Source organism: Novosphingobium sp. RL4 (assembly GCF_035658495.1).
Classification (GTDB): domain Bacteria; phylum Pseudomonadota; class Alphaproteobacteria; order Sphingomonadales; family Sphingomonadaceae; genus Novosphingobium.
Genome location: NZ_CP141945.1, coordinates 991,891 through 1,010,344, shown reverse-complemented (window position 1 = coordinate 1,010,344; position 18,454 = coordinate 991,891). Strand labels below are relative to the sequence as shown.

The following is an 18,454-nucleotide window of genomic DNA, read 5'->3' as shown; positions in this document are numbered from 1 at the left end:
CCGCTAATCCGCTGCGTTGCAAGAGCTTCGGGATAGGCGGCAGGTTCTCATTCCACCAGCACGTTGCCGGGCAGGAGTGCGAGATTCTGGATTGCGGCAAGGCCCCACTGGGCCGCGCTGTTGGTCGAGAGGCCGGGGATTTCCACTTGCCCTTCCGCGACATTGTGCGCTGCCAGATCGGCGGGCAGATCCCGGTCGTGGAACTCTGCCCAGGCGCGTCTTGCCAGTGCCCTGTCGCCCAATGCATGGGCCGCATAGGCGGTGAGGCGCGAGTGTGCCTGGTGCAAGTTGTGCCCGCGCGGAGGTTCGCCGAAGCGGCGCTCCCAGTCAGCGGCGGGAGCATTGTACCAGGCGCAGTAGTCGATCCAGGCGGCGCGGTAGCGGGGGGCATCTACCAGCGGGAGCACTTCGGCCATGATCTCCACCACGCCGAACACGGCATTGAGGTGGCTGACGCTGATCTGGTCGCCGCCCGACACGAAGCGGCCGCTGGCGAGGTCGAAGTTGGCGCCGCCCGCCCACCATTGACGTGGCAGGGCGGCGATGCTGTCCATCCCGGCGACGATGCGGTCGCGCCAGCGGCGCTCGCCGGTGCGCTCCCATTCGGTGAACCATGCCGCGACAAGACTGCCCCAGCTCGTGCCGAACTGTAGCTGGATCACGCCGTCGGGCAGGTCCTTCGGCTTCGTGACCGCGGCGATGCCGCCGGGCGGCAGAGATTCCGGCGCACGGTCGGCGACCTTGCGGCCGATATCGACTTTCTGAAGCGCCCGGTCGGAATGTACCAGCGCGCGCATGAGGTCACCCACGCGTTCGTCGCCCGTGAGGTAATAATAGATCCGGCGATAGGCGGCATTGGAAACGCGCGGCTGCTTGGAACTGTCGCTCCAGTGCTGGACGCCGTGGCGGGTGCCGAGCCCTGCCCAGGGGCCAATGTGGTAGACGTCGACCTCTCCGGTGTGGCGGGTCATCGCCTCGGCCATGCGGAAAAGGCCGGCGCGGCCGGTGCGCAAGTAGCTGTACCAGAGCCACAGGTCGGTCGAGAGTTCGCTGTTGTCCCAGGCATAGCCGCCGATGTCGTAGCGCCACTGATGCCGGTCGGCATCGTAAGTATGCATGACGTCGCCGTGGTTCCAGAAACCGTACCAATGGCGCCGCTCGATCTCGCCCTGATAATGGCCGAGCAGCAGGTCGTTCTGACGTTCCACGTCCGCCGCTGCCGGGCCGGTGATCGCGGGTAGAGCCCAGTCTCCGAAGACCCCGGCAGCCCGGATCTGCGCGGGGCTCGCCAGGAGGCGCGGCGGGCGGGCGACGTGGGCGGCGTAGCTTTCCAGCGTTGCGGTATCGGGTGTGGCGGGCAGCGCCCAGAGCCAGAGTTCGTTGGTCCGCGCGATGCCCTTGGCGCAATCCCAGCCCGGCTCGTAGTCCTCGTAGGTCACGTCGAGGCCGCGGTTCTGCGCGGGGTAATCGGTCATGCCCAGCACGTCGCGATAGGAGCGCATGTCCAGCGCCGGAGCATCGGGCGCCCAGAGCCATGCGGTGAGTTCGGCTTCGTCTCCGGCAGCCCCGGCAATGTCGAGCTGGACCGGATGACGCTTCCAGAAGTCCGCCATGCCGATCGCCGCGCCGCCTTGCGGCGAACCGACATAGGCAAGACCGCGCGCACGGTGCCCTTCGAGAGACTGGATCGGCGCGCGCCCCTTGCGGGTGCGCTTGGTCACGACGAACCCCTCGGACGTACCCTGAAACAGCCGGAAATCGCCCCAGGCGGGAATGCTGTCGAGGAGCGGCGCGAACTTTTCCGGCAGCGCCGAGATACCCGGTGCGGCGCGGCCGTCGATCTGCGCTTGTCGGAAATCCTCGCCCGGATCGCGGCGCAGTCCGGTCAGCGGGCGCACGGCTTCGGCGAACAGGATCTTTTCGGTGGCGAGGCGGACGTGCCGGTCATGCAGCGCGCCGCGCATCGGAACGCGGGCCTGCACGCCAAGCCCCGAGAGGAAGTCGCGATCGGCGTCGCCGTCCCAGATGAAGCTGTGCACGATCCGCACGGCGTCGCTGCCGCTTGTGAAGTAGAGCCTCAGGCTGAACGGCAGCCAGGCGCCTTCCTCGCCGGCATGGCTGCCCTCGACCTTGAGCACGGCGCGGACCGGGCCGGATTGCTCGATGGTCACGCTGCCTATGCGGCTGGTGAAATGGCGCTGGGTAAGGGTGTCTGCTTCCTCGCCCGAGGCCGCATCCTGCGCGCGGGCGACCAACGCGACATCGCGCAGGAGCACGCGGCCGTCGCGCTCGGCCGAGGCGATGACCGCGCTGCCCTGACGCGGCACGCGCCAGCATGTCGGGCCGACCTGCACGGCGATGGTTTCGCCCTGTTCCCTGACGGTGACTTTCTCGACCGGTGCAGCGGGGCGTCCGGGGGAGATCTTCACGGTCCGGGGCGCTGCACCGCCGCCAAGCGCATGGCCGCTCCACTTGATCGAACCGTCCGGCCAATAGGCGAGCGGCCAGCTTTGCACCGGCAGCGCGGCGCCTTCATTCGCTTGCGCGGCGAGGTTTCCGACCTGGCGCAAGACCCCGCGCGGCCAGGGAACGCCGAAGCTCTGGCCGCTGTCCCAACTGGGTGGCTCGCCATCGAGCCAGTGCAAGTCCGCATCTGGAGCCAAGGGCGAGGCGGCGAGAAGGCGGCCCGGAAGGGACAGGGCGGCGCCTCCGAGGAGACCGGCGCGCAGCAGCGCGCGACGTGAGCAGGGCATGACGGATCCTGGATTCAAGCGAGGCGGGAAACGGTGAAGTCGCGAATTCTGAGATGGCTTGCGGTGGTGCGCAGCGCGAAGTGGCCGCTGGCCAGCGGTGCCGGATCGTCGAAAGCGAAAAGCTGCCGGTCGCCCCGGAAGAAACCGATCCGCGCGCCGTCGGCCGTGAGACGGATGCGCTGCCAGCGGTTGCCGACAAGCATGTCCTCCGCGCCGCGCCGGTCGTTCTGCGGCAGCAGCGGGCGAATGCCGGGCGTTCCGACATAGCGGCGAAAGCGCGTGGTTGAATTGCCGTTTCCGCCGAGGCCGACATAATAGGTTTCGAGGTCGTCGTAGTCCTCGAACCTGCCCGTGCGCGGGCGGGCCAGAGCGTTGCCTTTCGGCGCTGCCCGGTCCTGCGCCATCCAGAAGCAGTTGAGGTCGCTCACCCGGTCATGGGCGCCGCCTTCGGAGACCGCCTGCGCTTCGTAGTCGATGGCGATACGGCCTACGAGGCGCGGCAGGAACCAGAGCGTCAGTCCTGCCGGTGCCTCGATATCGAGCACACCGCCGGTAGCGGACACGCGCGCCGGAGCCTCCGCTTCGATCCGCCATTGGCCGAGGCCGTGGCGGAAGCGGTCCGAGAACATCGTCCGCTGCCCGCCACGCGTGAAGGCCGGGACCGGCAGGAGACATGCTCCCGCCAGCCCCGTCATCATCGCGCGCCGGGAAAGTGCCCGTGCGCTCACAGCTTGGCCCGTACGCCGAAGTAGACGCGGCGGCCGTAAGTCTCGATCACGTTGCGGCGGTAGATGCTGTTGGCGTTCTCGATCCGGGTGGAATCGGTGAGGTTCACGCCCTCCAGGAACACCGAGACATGCGGGTTGATGACATAGCTTGCCGAGGCGTCGAACTGGCCGAAGGATTCGCCGAACGAGGGGTTATTGCCGCGATCGACGGCGTTGATCAGGTAGCGGCTGCGCCAGTTGTAGGACCCGCGGATGGCGAAGCGGCCGTCGTCGTAGAACACCGAGGCGTTGTAGCTGTTGCGCGAAACGCCCGGGAACGGCAGGGAGCCGCCGGTGAAGTAGTCCTTTCCTTCATAGCCGCTGTCGCTGTTGAAGGTGTAGTTCGCGGTCACGCCCAGGTTGCTCAGCAGGCCGGGCAGGAAGTCCAGCCCAAGCTGCGCGCCTGCCTCGAAACCCTGAATGGTGACATGCTGGGTGCCGTTGACCGGAAGCCTGATGGTGTAGACCTGCCCGTCGATCTCCTCTTCCTGGCTCTGCGTGTCGATGAACGACTTGATGTCCTTGCGGAAAGCCGTGACCGAGACGTAGTTGGTGCGCGACAGGTAGTATTCGAAGCCGAGGTCGTACTGCCATGCGCGGTAGGGCTTGAGGCCCGGGTTACCGCGCGAGCCCGTGAGCGCCACGGAATCCAGCCTGACGTTGGGCGCCATCTGCGAAGGGGCAGGGCGGGCGAGCACATCCGAAGCGGTGGCGCGAACCACCAGCTTGCGCGGGATCACTTCGGCGCGCAGGTTCAGCGAGGGCAGCAGGACGGTATATTCGCCGGTGTAGCGGGCGGGCGTGATGACACCGTCCGTGCTCTGGCTACCGCTGGAAACCGTGCGCGTATGGACGAGGCGCGCACCGACCACGCCCGAAAGGTCAAAGCCCAGATCAAGGTTGAACGACCCCTGGAAGTATCCGGCGATCGTGCTCTCGCGGACCTTGTAGGTATCGAGCGGTGAAATGCTGGTGTAGGGATCGGGAATGCCCACGGCATTGGCGAGATTGTCGCCAAGGTTCCACCAGCGATCGATGCCGGAGAAGCCGAGGTCGCCGGTCTTGAAGAAGCTGCCGTCACCCATGCCGCCGTAAGTGTTCAGCAGGTCCTGGATTCTGGCGAGCTGCGCGGCCGGGGTGGTGGTGGCGAGAACCTGCGTGCCGGTTACGCCCGAGCGGGTCAGCGTGGTCTGCCCGGTGATGCCGTTCAGCGTATAGACCGCGTTCTGGAAGCGGCTGCTCGACACCAACTGGTTAAGCTCGACGCCGCTCTTGAGCGAGGTCAGGAACCCGCTTTCATCGGGCTTGTACTCGGCATCGAACTTGGCGCCGGTCTCGCGCTGCTTGTTGAGGCGCGGGCGTGCCTCGACCGAGAGGGTATTGATGCCTTCGGTCGTGGTGGTGTCGATCGGCAGGATGATGTTCGGCGCGTTCTGCGGGTTGTTGTAGTCGATCGTGATCCACGGCAGCGCGTCCTTGCCGGAAACCGAGGCGGTCACGTCCACTTCGTCGTTAAGCACGCGCGAGGCGGCATAAGTGCCGCGTGCCGAGAGCTTGAACTTGCCGGTGGTCCACTCGGCACCGAGAATGCCGTTGAAAGTGCGGCGGTTGAGGCTGCCGATCACGCTGCGGTAATTCACGCTCGGCCCGGAGCCGGGGTTCGAGCTGTTGACGAAGGTCACGGTCTGCGCGGTCTCGTCGCGAATGACGACACCGGTGGGATCGATGCCGCCGTTCGCCACGGATTGCGTGGTGCTGAGCTGGAGGTACTGGTCGTCCGAGGTCGTGTCGCTGCGGGTATAGGTGCCTTCGACATAGGCGCGGAAATCGTCGCTGGGCCGCCATTCGAGGATGCCGTTGAGGGCATAGCGCTTGGTCGGCTCGGTTGCGGTGATGTAGCGCGGGATGTCGGGATAGAAATCACCGAAGCCGCTGCCGTCGAGATCGACACAGCGCGCCTGGTTGCGGCCGGAGAGGCAGTTCTGCGCGGCGGGGGTGGCGGGCTGGGTGGTTTCGACCTGTCGCCACCCGGTCGTGCGCGCCTGGTCGTAGCGGATCGTGCGTTCTTCGTAAGTGCCTGAGAGCAGCACGCCGATGGTGTCGTGGGCAAAGAGCTTCGAGCCGATCACCGCGAACTTGGGGTCCACCTTGTCGGCCAGTTCGTTGTAGATGCCCTGGGCCGAACCGGCGAGGTAGCCTTCCTTGCTGTCGAACGGGCGGCGGGTGATGATGCGCACGGTGCCGCCGAGGCCGCCCTCGGTCATGTCCGGCGTGGCGGACTTGAGCACTTCGAGGCGCGAGACGAATTCGGCAGGAAGATCGCGGAAATCGACTGCGCGGTTGCTGCCGTTGCCGGCCGCTGCCGCGATCGAGGTGGAAAGCGCCGACTGGCCGTTGATCTCGACGCGGTTGAGCGAGGCATCGGCGCCGCGAATGGTGATCGCCTGCCCTTCGCCGCCGCTGCGGGTGATCTGGACGCCGGTAATGCGCTGGAGCGCCTCGCCGATGTTCTTGTCCGGGAACTTGCCTACGTCCTCGGCCGAGATGGCGTCGACGACTTGTGCGGAATCGCGTTTCACGGCCAGCGAGTCAGCCAGGCTCTTGCGGATGCCGGTGACGATGATGTCGGCGCGCGAAGTGTCGTCAGCGGCGGTTTCCCGCGTGTTCTGCTGCTGCGCATCCTGCGCGAAGACCGAGGTGCTGGTGAGGAGAAGCGCAATGGCTCCGGTGAAACGATACACGACAATGTGCCCCTTTTTGTCGGACTAAAAAGCGACGTCGGGCTAATCTCTACCGATTTGGTTGACAAAAAAGATTTTCTACGGGCACCGGAAGGCCGTAGCCGTCCGCAATGATAGATGAGCAGGACGAATATATTGCGCCATGCCAATGGCCTGCCCGCTGCGGCAAACCCGCCGATCGGCTCAAATCCTCGCTTGGCGCTGAACAGGTGCATGCTTCAGCACAACTCATAAAAAGATGCGCGAAACGCAATTAAAAGGCTGCATTACGCAAGCCGGATGTCCGGGCGCTAGTCAGGCCAGGCGCGCGATTGACGCCGTTCTGCAACCGATGCGGCGCTAGAGGCGTTATGCCCTCGTCCAGTCGGCTTCAGCCGACAGGCGGGGCGTGGCCGCAGGAAATGCCGAATTTCGGCCGACAAAGGAGAAGCGATTGCGGGGCTGGGTCCTGTTTCATCGAGAGCTTGATCCGGCCATCCCGGAGGTTCCGGAAATCCTGCGGTTTCAGGAAGCCGCAAGCGCCATGGGCATCGAGCTGCACATTCTCAATCCGCATCGCTTCGATCTCATCGTGGGCGCGGGGGACGATTGGGGGACGAAGTACCAGGGCCATCCGATGGAGCGGCCCGACTTCATCCTGTGCCGTACCGGCGCTGAGACGGACTACTTCACACTGGCACTGCTGCGCCATTTCGAGCGCCGCGGAGTGCGGCTGGTGAACGGCCCTGCAACTATCGAACGGGTGGCGGACAAGCTGCATACGCTCCAGAGCCTGAGCCGGGCGGGCCTTCCTATTCCGCGTACGATCCTGGGCACTTTTCCGATCGACGTCGGACTTGTGGAGCGTGAACTGGGGTTCCCGCTGATCGTGAAGACGCTCAAGGGAACGCGCGGCGCCGGCGTCCTGAAATGCGAGGACCGCGAGCAGTTCGAGGATCTTGCGGGCTTGCTGGAAAGTGCCGAGGCCAAGGCCGATTTCATTCTCCAGCACTATGTCCGTGCCAGCCATGGCCGCGACGTGCGCGTGCTGGTGGTGGGAGGCCGCGTGGTGGCGGCCATGGAACGGCGGTCGATGACGGGCGGTTTCAAGTCCAACGTTTCGCTGGGAGGCGTCGGGGTGGCGTACAACCCGCCACCCGAGATGGCCGAGCTTGCGGTGCAGGCGGCCGACGTGCTGGGCCTCGACGTGACCGGGATCGACATCCTGTTCGACGAGGACGGCTATCGTATCTGCGAGGCGAATTCGGCGCCGGGGTTCCAGGGCCTCGAACGCGCCAGCGGAATGGACGTGCCTTCCGCCATTCTCGAATGGATCAGGTCGACGCAGGACGCGCCTGCCGAAACGCCGGTACCGGCCGAAAGCAATGCCTTGGCCGAACTTATGTTCGGCGGCCGCACGGGCCTTCGGTCGATCAGCGATCGCAACGCCGATCCCAGGCGCTTCGCCCGCGCAATCGGTCTCAGGATGATCGCCGCCGGGGTCAACTGCCTTGCCCATGCCGCGATCCCGGCACCTCTGGTTGACCGGAAGAGCCGCACCAGCCTTGGTCTTCGCACCTTGTTCGAGGGCCGGGTCCGCACCGATCTGTCGGCGCTGGACGATCTCGAACAGGAGCGGACCTTGCTGGTCGTGCTGGGCGTGGCGATCTGGGCGGCGGTGCTTCCCTGGCTTGCCGGGGCGGAAGCTGCCCTGAGCGGGCTCCTTTCGGTGATCGCGCTGAGCTTCCCCATGCTGTTCCTGTTCACCGCGCCGGCCGGACGCTTCGGCAAGCCCGCCTCCCAATTGCGACGGAAGATGCGCCGATGATCGACCCGGCTACGATACCCTGGTCCGACCTGATCCCGTTCATCCTGATAGGCTTCGCCGCACAGACCGTGGACAGTGCGCTGGGCATGGCCTTCGGTGTGATCGGCAATTCCTTGCTGATGCTGCTGGGCATGCCGCCCGCGCTGGCTTCCTCGGTGACACATACCGTCGAAGGTTTCACCAGCGGCGCTTCCGGCGTTGCGCATGTTCTCCAGCGCAACGTCGACTGGTCGCTGTTCGCGCGGCTGGTGATCCCCGGTATCGCGGGCGGGCTCTGCGGTGTCTGGCTCCTCTCCGTGGTGAGCCTGACCATCGTTCGGCCTGCGGTGTTCGTCTACCTCGCGGCCATCGGGGTCTATCTTATCTGGCGCGGAGCAAGGCGCCCGCAGGCCTATCGCCGGATGAAGCTGGTCGGTCCGCTGGGGCTGGCCGGTGGCTTCCTCGACGCGGTAGGCGGCGGTGGCTGGGGGCCGGTGGTGACGGGCAACCTGCTGGCGCAGGGCATGACGCCGCGCATGGCGATCGGCACGGTGAATGCCGCAGAGTTCTTCGTCACCGTTACCGTCCTGTCGGCATTCATCGGCAAGCTGGGCTTGCAATCCTTCACGATCGCCGCCTCGGGGTTGCTGATCGGCGGGATCGTGGCGGCGCCGGTTGGCGCGCTCGTGACGCGGCGCCTTTCCTCGACGAGCCTGCTGAGAGGCGTCGGCAGCGTCCTGATAGCGATCAGCCTCGTCGGGCTGCTCTCGCTGATGTTCGGGGCGATCCCGGTATTCGCCCGCTTCTAGGCCGCTCCACCCGGCGCATACGTCAAATGCCCCATCCTGGGTGCGGCGAAGATTCGTATGAATATCGCGATGATTATTCATACTCAATCGGCGGCTTGGGCGACTCGCTCGTTTAGGCGCAGTGCTTGTCGCAGCGCGGCTGTTGCGGCCGCCCTGCTGTCTGCCCACCCGGCCTTGGCCGAGGAGGAAGTGCCTGTGGCGGCGGACAGGGAGATCGTTGTCTACGGGCGCGGTCTTGCGCAGATCGGGATTGCGCAATCCGGCTCGCAAGGCGTCGTGGGCTATGAGGATTTCGCGGACAAGCCGCTCAGCCGCGTGGGCGAACTGGTCGAGAATGTGCCGGGTGTGATTGCCACGCAGCATTCGGGCACGGGCAAGGCGAACCAGTATTTCCTGCGCGGCTTCAATCTCGATCACGGCACCGATTTTGCGGGATTCGTCGACGGCGTGCCCATCAACATGCCCACGCACGGGCATGGGCAGGGCTATCTCGATCTCAACTTCCTGATCCCTGAACTGGTTGAGCGGATCGACTATCGCAAGGGCCCGTACTTTGCGGATGTCGGGGATTTCTCAGCCGCCGGAACCGTGCAGTTCAGGACCGTCGACAGCCTGTCCCGCCCGCTGATGGAGGCGACGGCAGGCAGTTACGGCTACTACCGGGCGCTGGCGGCCGGCAGTGTGAAGGCGATGGGCGGAGACCTGCTCATGGCGGTGGACGGCACGCATTCCAACGGCCCCTGGGATCTCGATGAGGACCTGAAGAAGGTCAACGGCCTGCTGAAGTATACCCAGGGCACACAGAAACATGGATGGAGCATCGGTTTCACCGGCTACCGCGCGACCTGGAATGCGACGGACCAGGTTCCCCGGCGCGCCATCGACGAAGGGCTGATCGATCGTTGGGGAAACATCGATCCCGCACTTGGCGGACGCACGACCCGGCTTGGCCTGTTCGGGAACGCCGCGCTCGGGAATACGGAAATCTCCGCCTATGCGACCTATTACCGGTTCCTGCTGACGTCCAACTTCACATACTTCCTGAATGACCCGGTCAACGGCGACGAGTTCCAGCAGCGCGACCGGCGCGGCGTTTTCGGCGGCTCGGTCCGTCACCGTATCGAATCGCAGTTCGCCGGGCTGCCCGTCACCTTCACGCTGGGTGGGGACGGGCGGTGGGATCATATCGGCAAGATCGGGCTCTATTCCTCGGTCGCCGGCGTAACGCGCGCGGCGATCCGGAAGGACAAGGTCGACGAGTACAGCGGCGGTGCCTATGGCGAGGCGGCGGCCGCGCTTTCTGGCCGGCTGCGCCTGACGCTGGGCCTGCGCGGCGATGTCTATGGTTATGACGTGAATGCCCTGACGATGGCCGCCAATTCCGGCAAGGGTTCCGGCGCGATGCTGAGCCCGAAAGCCGCGCTGGCCTGGCGAGCGACCGACCGGCTGGAGTTCTACGCCAATTACGGAGAGAGCTTCCATTCCAACGATGTGCGCGGGGCGGCGATCCGCAACGATCCCGTCACGGGGGAAGCGGTGGACCGCGTGCCGGTGCTGGTGAAGGCGCGGGGTGAGGAACTGGGCGTGCGGCTGGAACTGCCGCGCTTTACCGCCTCGCTCGTGGCCTTCCACCTCAGCCTCGGTTCGGAACTGGTCTTCGTGGGTGACGGTGGCTCCACCGAGCCCAACGATGCCACGCACCGCCGGGGCGTGGAGGCGACGCTGTTCTGGCGCCCGGTGGACTGGCTGGCGCTGGATGCCGCCGGTGCGCTCACCCATGCGCGGTTTCGCGGCGTCGATGCGGGGGAGGACCGCATTCCCAACGCCGTCAGCGAAGTCCTTTCGGCCGGAGCGGCGGTCGAACTGGGCCATGGCTTCAGCGGCGCCCTGCGGCTGCGCCACTTCGGCGCGGCACCGCTGATCGAGGACAACAGCGTGCGTTCGCATCCCACCAGCCTCGTCAACCTGGGCGCCTATTACACGCGCGGTGCCGTGAAGATCGGTCTCGACGTGCTCAATCTCTTCGATGCCAGGGATGCCGACATCTCCTATTACTACGCCTCGCGTCTTGCCGGAGAGCCGGCGGAAGGCGTGGAGGACCGCCACATTCACCCGGTAGAGCCGCGCCAGGTTCGCCTTTCCCTGAGGTATCGCCTGTGATCGATCCGGCCACGCTCTCGTTTCAGGCGCTTCTGCTGACCGGTTTCGCGCTTGGCGCGCGCCATGCGCTGGATGCCGATCATCTTGCCGTGGTAGACGCTGCCGCGCGGCGATCTGCGGTTTCCCGGCCGTGGCACGCCCGCATGGCGGGGGTCTCCTTCGCGGCCGGTCACGTTCTGGTCGTGACCGGGATCGCTTTTGCCGGATGCCTGTTCCTTTCCCGCCAAGTGGCCCCGCCCGACTGGCTGGCGCTGACGGGAGTGGCCATATCGGCCACGACACTGATCCTGCTGGGCATGATGAACCTGCGCGCGGTACGTCGCCATGCCGGAACCGGGCCGGTCCCGGTCCGGGGCTGGCGCAGCCGGCTGGTTCCTCCTGCCGACAGGAGCCTGATGATCGTGCTGACCGGCGCCCTTTTTGCGATCTCGTTCGATACGGTGGCGATCGCGCTCGGGCTGGGGGTTGCGGGAAAGCTGCTGGGCGGCTGGCCCTGGGCGCTGATGGGCTGTGCAGGTTTCGCGGCGGGAATGGTGCTGGTGGGAACCGCGAACGGGGCCTTGACCGTCCATCTCCTGCGCTCGGCCGACGCGCGCGCGGCGATGGTCTCGCGCGCCGTCACCGGCGGGATCGGACTTGCCAATCTCGGGCTGGGCCTGCTGGGAATGGCGGCCCTGCTGCTGCCGAGGCTGGATCAATGGCGCGAGGCGCACGGGCTTGCCGCCAGCGCTGCGGTCGTCGCGCTCAGCGCCGGGACTTTCGCCTTCGCTGCGCTGCTGCACGCCCTGCGTGCCAGAGGAGGGCGCGCCGGGCCTTCACTTGCTGCGCGGTGACATATGCGCATGGCCGTGGTGGTCATGCGCGCCAGCGTGGTCGTGACCGTCTCCGGCTTCCACGTCGAGCATGTTGATCGTGCCGAAGCGCACGCCCCGCTCGGCCCGGACCCGGTCGGCGAAAGCCTTGACCTGGCGGGTCGGCCCCTTGAGCATCACGCTTTCCAGTCCGTGGTCATGGTCCAGCCGGACCAGCGTGCTGGCCGCCACCAGATCGTGGTGTTCGTGCTGGAGATCGGCAAGGCGCTGCGGCAGCGAGCGGGTGCGGCGGTCGAAGACGTAGGACAGGTTGGCCACGCAATGCTCGCTGCGGCTGTTCTCCTGCCGCCAGCTTTCGATGGCGCCGCGCACAAGGTCGCGCATGGCTTCCGAACGGCTCTGATAGCCGCGCTCGGCAATCAGCTGGTCCAGCGTCTCCACGAGTTGATCGTCGATGGAGATGGTCACGCGCTGCATGGATCGGGCACTTTCGGGATGGAAAAGACAGGCCCTGTCTGGCGCGGTGATCGGGCCCCGTCAAACCCGGCCTCCAGCTCGGATACTCCTGACCGCGCCCCAAGGGCGAACGGACCGAGCCGGAGCGGATGCGGAGGGTAATGGATGCGAAAAGGGGAAGCCCTTTCGGGCTTCCCCTCGAACCTGTCCGCGTATCGCTGAGCGATCAGCGAGACAGCGGCGTGGTGGCCGATGGCGTGGTCGTGCTTCCCACTGAATCGCCGACGCGCAAGTTGTTCTGCACATGGCGCACGCCGGTGATGTCGTCCGCAAGGTCTTCGGCGCGGCGCTTCGACTGGCGGCTGCTCACCGTGCCCTCAAGCGTGACTTCACCGTCCTTTACCACAACCCGGACATGGCTGGCGTCGATCCGCCAGTCATTCGTCAGCGTATCGTTCACGTCCTCGCGAATACGTTCGTCGGAGCGGGTGTAATCGGACGGCCCGCGGCCGCGATGATCCTCGCGGTGGTCTTCCTCGCGCCGGCGCGTGGCATCCTCGCTGCCGAACCAGCTTGCGATCTCGTCGCCCGCGCGTTCGAGGAAGCCGCGGCGTTCGCCATATTCGCGCCAGCCGCCATAGTCATCGCTGGATGCCCAGCTTCCGGGGCCATGGCTGGGCCGATAGGAACCGCTCGGCCTCATGCCGCCGGTCAGGCCGCCGCCGCGATTGTAGAAATCCCGGCCGCCATAGTCGTCGCCGGTGAATTCGGCGAAGTCGTTGCCGCCACTCGCATCGAAAGTGTGCGTGGGGTATTCGGAGGTGCTTGCAGAGCGGCTCTCCCCGGAGAAGCGATAGCGGCGTTCGCCTTGCAGGGGTCGCCTGTCGTCGCCGCGATAATCGCGCGAGCCGGTATCGTAGCGGCTGGCGCCATCCGGGCGAGCCCTGTCGCGGGCGCGGCCTTCACCGAAGTGGCTGGTGCCCTGATCGTCATCCTGCACCCAGTCACCGCCGGCCTGACGGTTTGCGTCGGCTTGCCACTGATGGGTCTGGCGCGGCGAATCCCAGGACGATTCGTCACTGCGATAGCCGCCGGAAGGCTGCTTTCCGGCCGAGGGCGTGATGTTGGGATCGCGTCGATTCATGGCTGCTCTCCTTGGCGTTTTTCAAAACTTTCGGACGGAGGAGATGTCCGGGACTGGCCGGCTCTCTCGGCGTCTGAAGTTCAAACGGGCCGCCGGGGATTGCGATCCACTGTCCGGCGCGAATTGCGGGGCGTCTGTCGCAGAGGGCGGCGCAGGGGGCGGCGTTCAGGACGAAAACCGGTAGGGGTCGAACCCGTCGCCATCCGGGTCGGGCTCACCCGCAAGCTCGCGCTCCAGCAGTTCCGCGGCGAGAGCGGCGAAGGCTATGCCGTTGCCGCCGAACCCGGCCGCCAGCCAGACATGCTCCATCGAAGCGCTGCGGCCGATCGCGGGCAATCCGTCGGGGGAACTTCCGAAGGTCGCGCTCCAGGCGCGATCCCATGCGATCGGCCCGGACCCCAGCGTGGCGGCCAGCTTCGCGGCGATCGTTCCCGCCTTGCCGGGGAGCAGCGCATCGCGGTTGTCGGAATCGGCCAGTTCGACATCCTCGCCGCCCGCGATCACCCGCCCGTCGGGTGTGGTGCGAACGTAGAGGTAGGGATCGCTCGCCTCCCAGATCATGGCGTCCTCCCGCCAGAGCGGAGCGATTCCGGGCCGCGTCGCAATGGCAAAAGTCGAAAGCAATGAGAAGCTGGAGGGCAGGAACAGGCGCGCGCGCTCGTAGCCGGTGGCCAGGATCACGTCCCTTGCGCGGAACGAGCGCCCGTCGGACGCCTCCAGCACGATCCCGGCGGGATCGGGGTGCAGCGCGGCGATGTCGATCGGATAGACCACTTCCGCGCCGGACTGCCGGGCGCGGCCCAGCAGTTCGTGGCAGGTATGCACGGGGTCGATGGAGAAGGAGCCGGAGGAGACGATACCGGCGCGGGGCGCCACTCCGAAACGTTCGGCCACGGCCGCCGCGTCGAGGTAGTCGGACGGCAGGTCATGGCGGCGATGGGCTTCGGCTTCCTCCCGCAGCCCATCGGCATCCAGCAGGTCGCCCGCGAGATAGAGCGTGGGACATGTGCGCTTGCCGTCGATCCCGAGCCGGTCCAGCCGTTCGCCGAACCGCTGGACCGCGGCGAACACGCGCTTCCAGCGCCGGGCCGCTTCCGGCTCGCCCAGCGTCCGGGCCAGGGTCAGCAGGGGCACGTCCATGGCCCACATGATCTGTGCGGTGGAGGCGGCCGTGCTGCCGCAACCGGGCGGACGGCGATCGCAGACGGCGACTTTCCGGCCGCTTGCGCTCAGGCGTTCGGCCAGGATCGCACCCATTATGCCGCCGCCCAGGATCGCAATGTCCACTTCGGCGGAAGGGAATTCCGAGGTCTTGGGGCAGTGCCATTCGCTTTCCCGCCAGGGCACGCTGCCGGTGCGCAAGTCGCGGGATTCCGTGAGAACCATCGATTGCTCGTTCATCGCCATTGCCGTCCTTCGCCTTTGCCGAACCAGACTGGAACGTGCGAGGCGGGCGTTCGGGGGCAGCGCGATCTTCATCTCTTTCGGCGCTCGCCCGAATGGCCACGGGAACCACGACAGGCCCTCGCGGCTTCCTTCTTCCTGCGAGGAAGGAACAGGCCATGGCCGCACGCGCATACTGGCAGGGACAGATCAGGCTGGCGCTCGTCTCGATCCCGATCGAGGTCTATCCGGCCACGAAGTCCGGCGCCGCGATCTCCTTTCACCAGATCCACGAACCCACCGGAAAGCGCATCCGCTACGAAAAGGTGGCCGCCGGCGTGGGCCCGGTGGACCGTGATGAGATCATCAAGGGCTACGAGGTGTCCAAGGGCAACTACGTCCTCCTCGATGAGGAGGAGATCGAGGCGGTGAAGATCGAAAGCCGCAAGACCCTGGAGCTTGTCCAGTTCGTGGATGCCGACGAGATCGACGTGCTCTATTACGAGAAGCCCTACTTCGTGGTGCCGGCCGACGATCTCGCCGAGGAAGCCTATATCGTGCTCCGCGAGGCGCTGCGGAAAAGCCGCAAGGTCGGGCTAGGCCAGTTGGCGGTGCGGGGGCGCGAGCAACTCGTGTCGATCAAGCCCTGCGGACGGGGCCTCGTCATGGAAGTTCTGCGCTATGCAGACGAGGTGAACAAGGCGCAGGGCTATTTCCGCGAGATCGGCGACGACAGCCCCGATGCCGACCTGCTCGACCTGGCGACCACGCTGATCGACAAGAAGACCGCGCCTTTCCGCCCGGCCGAGTTTCATGACCGCTACATCGACGCGCTTCACCGCCTGATCGACAAGAAGGTCAAGTCCAAGAGCAACAAGCGGGTGCTGGAGGACGTCGAGGAACCCGCCGGGAACCGCAAGGGCAACGTGATCGACCTGATGGCGGCGCTCAGGAAATCGGTAGGCGAAGGGGGAGCAGCGAAGAAAGCCGCGCCCGCGAAAAAGGCGCCTGCCAAACGCGCGGCGCCTTCCGGCAAGACCGCGGCGACACGCGGCAGCAAGCGGGCCTGAGCCATGGCGCGAGGCGTGAGGAAACCCGATCCCCTTGCCGAATACAACCGCAAGCGCGACTTCGCGAGGACGGCGGAACCGTCAGGCAAACAGGGGGTGAGCGCCGGCGGCGATCTCTTCATCGTCCAGAAACATGCCGCGCGGCGGTTGCACTGGGATTTCCGGCTCGAAGTGGACGGCGTGCTCAAGTCCTGGGCGGTGACCAGGGGGCCGAGCGCCGATCCCGAGGACAAGCGCCTTGCGGTGCGCACCGAGGACCATCCGCTCTCCTACGCCGAATTCGAGGGAAGCATTCCGCACGGCGAATACGGCGGCGGCACGGTGATGCTGTGGGACGAGGGGACATGGGCGCCGGTCGCGGGCAAGAGCGCGAAGGATATCGAGCAGGGCCATCTGCATTTCGCCCTCCACGGGGAACGGATGAAGGGCGAATGGCTGCTGGTGCGCATGAAGGGCCGCCCCGGCGAGAAGCGCGAGAACTGGCTGCTGCGCAAGGTCGCAGACGGTGAGGCGCTTTCGGGCGACAGGTTAGTGGACGAGGGGCTTACCAGCGTTCTCACCGGCCGGACCATGGCCGAGATCGAGGCCGATCGGCAGGGCACTCAGTCGCTAAGGGGCAAGAAAGGCAAGGCTTTCGCGCAGGCCATGGGCGCTGCGGCCGAGCATAATGCAAAGGCTGCGAAACCGAGGGCGCGCAAGGCGCGAACCGGCACGCCGCCGAAATTCCGCGCCTTGCAGCTCGCGACTTTGGTGGACGCGGTGCCGGACGGCAACCTGTGGATGCACGAGATCAAGTTCGACGGTTATCGTGCGCTGGTTGCGGCGGCGGGAAGCACGGTCCGCGTCTTTACCCGCAACGGCCACGACTGGACCGACAAGTTCGCGCCGCTGGCCGGGATCATCGCCGGGCTGGACCTGCCGCCCTGCCTGGTCGACGGAGAGATCATCGCGCGGGGCGCGGATGGGAATCCGAGCTTCTCCAGCCTGCAGGCCGTGCTCAAGCGCGGCCATGGCAGCCAGAAGGACAGCGATGCTCTGGAGTTCCACGCATTCGACCTGCTGGAACTTGACGGTCGCGATCTGGCCCCGCTTCCCAATATCGAGCGGAAAGAGCGGCTGGAGGCGCTCCTTTCGGAAGCGCTGCCGCCCGTTTTCGTGGCCGACCATGTGATCGGCGCGGGCGAAAAGCTATACGATGCCATGTGCCGGGCCGGGCAGGAAGGCGTGATCGCCAAGCGCATCGATGCGGCTTACGCGGGGCGGCGCACGCGAAGCTGGGTCAAGATCAAGTGCACCCGGCGGCAGGAGTTCGTGGTGATCGGCTGGAGCCGCTCCACTGCGCGCGGACGGCCGTTTTCCTCGCTTCTGCTGGGCCAGTACGAAGACGGCAGGCTGGTCTATCGCGGCAAGGTCGGCACCGGTTTCGACGCCGATGGGCTGAACGACATCGCCGCCAGACTGGCCCCTCTGGCACGCAAGACCGCGCCCGCCGAAGTGGCAGGCGCGGAGGCGCGGGGGGCGAGCTGGGTCACGCCGAAACTGGTCGCCGAAGTGGCCTTCGCGGAATTCACGGCCGAAGGCCGGGTTCGCCATGCCAGCTTCCTGGGGCTGCGCGGGGACAAGGAAGCAAGGGAAGTTGCGCCGGAAATGCCAAAACCCGCCCCACGCGCCGTGATCGACGTGAAAGTGACCAGCCGCGACCGCGTGATATTTCCCGAAAGCGGCCAGACCAAGGGCGAGCTTGCCGATTACTACGCCGAGATCGCGCCGCTCATGCTGCCCTTTGCCGCCAACCGGCCTATCAGCCTCGTGCGGTGTCCTCAGGGCCGCGCGAAGAAATGTTTCTTCCAGAAGCATGACAGTGGCTCGTTCGGCGAACATGTGCATCATGTCCCGATCCGCGAGAAGGATGGCGGCAGCGAGGACTATCTGTACCTTGGCGACGCGGACGGTCTGGTTGCCTGCGTGCAGATGGGCACGATCGAATTCCACGGCTGGGGCGCCCGCGCCGATGCGGTGGAGAAGCCTGATCGCATGGTCTTCGACCTCGACCCCGACGAAGGGCTGCCATTCGCGGAATGCCGCCGCGCCGCGCAGGACTTGCGCCGCCACCTTGCGGATATCGGCCTCGTCAGCTTTGCCATGCTTTCGGGAGGCAAGGGGGTGCATGTCATCGTGCCGCTTACGCCCGGTCACGACTGGGAAGCGCACAAGGATTTCTCGCGCCGGTTCGCCGAAGCGCTGAGCCAGGCGGAACCCGATCGCTACGTCGCCACGATGAGCAAGGCCAGACGCAAGGGCAGGATATTCATCGACTGGCTGCGCAACCAGCGCGGTAGCACAGCGGTCCTGCCTTATTCCGCCCGTGCCCGTGTGGGAGCGCTGGTAGCGGTGCCGATCGCCTGGGACGAGTTGGATGAGATGAGCGATGCGCATCCCTTCGCGATCGGCGATGGCCACCGCCTGATCGAACGGGCCGCCCAACTGCGGGGGTGGGGTTTCGCCGAACAGAGCTTACCCGACTTGTGATCTGCAGCATGTTCATAATGTTCATTTGTGAACACTGCAAAAAA

At 66.1% G+C, this 18,454-nt stretch carries 12 protein-coding genes; 6 read left to right on the top strand and 6 right to left on the bottom strand.

Going from position 1 to position 18,454, the window contains the following annotated elements; all coding sequences use genetic code 11:
• Nucleotides 1-47: 47 nt before the first annotated feature.
• The 3 genes from U9J33_RS21555 to U9J33_RS21545 are packed head-to-tail and all read right to left on the bottom strand — an operon-like array spanning nt 48 to nt 6,261.
• The gene (locus U9J33_RS21555) at nt 48-2,753 is read right to left on the bottom strand and encodes a Tat pathway signal sequence domain protein (protein ID WP_324699146.1); all 2,706 of its coding nucleotides are present in this window, start codon (nt 2,751-2,753) and stop codon (nt 48-50) included.
• A gap of 14 nt (nt 2,754-2,767) precedes the next feature.
• Complete coding sequence (locus tag U9J33_RS21550; RefSeq protein ID WP_324699145.1) at nt 2,768-3,481, bottom strand: DUF6250 domain-containing protein; 714 nt, start codon at nt 3,479-3,481, stop codon at nt 2,768-2,770.
• Nucleotides 3,478-6,261 (bottom strand): TonB-dependent receptor, encoded by a 2,784-nt coding sequence (locus tag U9J33_RS21545; protein ID WP_324699144.1) that lies wholly within the window; start codon nt 6,259-6,261, stop codon nt 3,478-3,480. The genes U9J33_RS21550 and U9J33_RS21545 overlap by 4 nt, the downstream gene beginning before the upstream one ends.
• Nucleotides 6,262-6,694: 433 nt before the next feature.
• Here U9J33_RS21545 and U9J33_RS21540 point away from each other — a divergent pair, with 433 nt between their 5' ends.
• From U9J33_RS21540 to U9J33_RS21525, 4 genes are all read left to right on the top strand, one after another.
• Complete coding sequence (locus U9J33_RS21540; protein ID WP_185999192.1) at nt 6,695-8,068, top strand: ATP-grasp domain-containing protein; 1,374 nt, start codon at nt 6,695-6,697, stop codon at nt 8,066-8,068.
• Nucleotides 8,065-8,856 carry a sulfite exporter TauE/SafE family protein gene (locus tag U9J33_RS21535; protein ID WP_054436148.1) on the top strand — a complete coding sequence of 264 codons (792 nt, stop codon included), beginning with the start codon at nt 8,065-8,067 and terminating at the stop codon, nt 8,854-8,856. The genes U9J33_RS21540 and U9J33_RS21535 overlap by 4 nt, the downstream gene beginning before the upstream one ends.
• A 195-nt stretch (nt 8,857-9,051) precedes the next feature.
• Entirely contained in the window at nt 9,052-11,016 is a 1,965-nt protein-coding gene (locus tag U9J33_RS21530) for a TonB-dependent receptor (protein ID WP_324699143.1), read from the top strand.
• Nucleotides 11,013-11,849, top strand: coding sequence for a hypothetical protein (locus U9J33_RS21525; protein WP_185999190.1), 837 nt, complete (start codon nt 11,013-11,015; stop codon nt 11,847-11,849). Before U9J33_RS21530 ends, U9J33_RS21525 begins: the two co-directional genes overlap by 4 nt.
• Here U9J33_RS21525 and nikR read toward each other — a convergent pair.
• From nikR to U9J33_RS21510, 3 genes are all read right to left on the bottom strand, one after another.
• Nucleotides 11,832-12,305, bottom strand: coding sequence for a nickel-responsive transcriptional regulator NikR (nikR, locus tag U9J33_RS21520; RefSeq protein ID WP_054436153.1), 474 nt, complete (start codon nt 12,303-12,305; stop codon nt 11,832-11,834). The genes U9J33_RS21525 and nikR overlap by 18 nt on opposite strands.
• A gap of 205 nt (nt 12,306-12,510) precedes the next feature.
• Nucleotides 12,511-13,428 carry a BON domain-containing protein gene (locus U9J33_RS21515; RefSeq protein WP_054436155.1) on the bottom strand — a complete coding sequence of 306 codons (918 nt, stop codon included), beginning with the start codon at nt 13,426-13,428 and terminating at the stop codon, nt 12,511-12,513.
• Nucleotides 13,429-13,593: 165 nt separating this feature from the next.
• A complete protein-coding gene (locus U9J33_RS21510; protein WP_324699142.1) occupies nt 13,594-14,829 on the bottom strand; it encodes an FAD-dependent oxidoreductase in 1,236 nt (411 codons plus the stop codon).
• A 161-nt stretch (nt 14,830-14,990) separates the two neighbouring features.
• Here U9J33_RS21510 and U9J33_RS21505 point away from each other — a divergent pair, with 161 nt between their 5' ends.
• Nucleotides 14,991-15,881 carry a Ku protein gene (locus U9J33_RS21505; RefSeq protein ID WP_324699141.1) on the top strand — a complete coding sequence of 297 codons (891 nt, stop codon included), beginning with the start codon at nt 14,991-14,993 and terminating at the stop codon, nt 15,879-15,881.
• Between the two features lie 15 nt (nt 15,882-15,896).
• Nucleotides 15,897-18,410 carry a DNA ligase D gene (ligD, locus tag U9J33_RS21500; RefSeq protein ID WP_324699140.1) on the top strand — a complete coding sequence of 838 codons (2,514 nt, stop codon included), beginning with the start codon at nt 15,897-15,899 and terminating at the stop codon, nt 18,408-18,410.
• Nucleotides 18,411-18,454 lie beyond the last annotated feature (44 nt).

What these genes read in the sequence shown, in the direction of transcription:
- U9J33_RS21555 (WP_324699146.1), bottom strand. Translation starts at nt 2,753, where the DNA reads ATGCCCTGCTCACGTCGCGCGCTGCTGCGCGCCGGTCTCCTCGGAGGC.
- U9J33_RS21535 (WP_054436148.1), top strand. Translation starts at nt 8,065, where the DNA reads ATGATCGACCCGGCTACGATACCCTGGTCCGACCTGATCCCGTTCATC.
- nikR (WP_054436153.1), bottom strand. Translation starts at nt 12,305, where the DNA reads ATGCAGCGCGTGACCATCTCCATCGACGATCAACTCGTGGAGACGCTG.
- U9J33_RS21515 (WP_054436155.1), bottom strand. Translation starts at nt 13,428, where the DNA reads ATGAATCGACGCGATCCCAACATCACGCCCTCGGCCGGAAAGCAGCCT.
- U9J33_RS21510 (WP_324699142.1), bottom strand. Translation starts at nt 14,829, where the DNA reads ATGAACGAGCAATCGATGGTTCTCACGGAATCCCGCGACTTGCGCACC.
- U9J33_RS21505 (WP_324699141.1), top strand. Translation starts at nt 14,991, where the DNA reads ATGGCCGCACGCGCATACTGGCAGGGACAGATCAGGCTGGCGCTCGTC.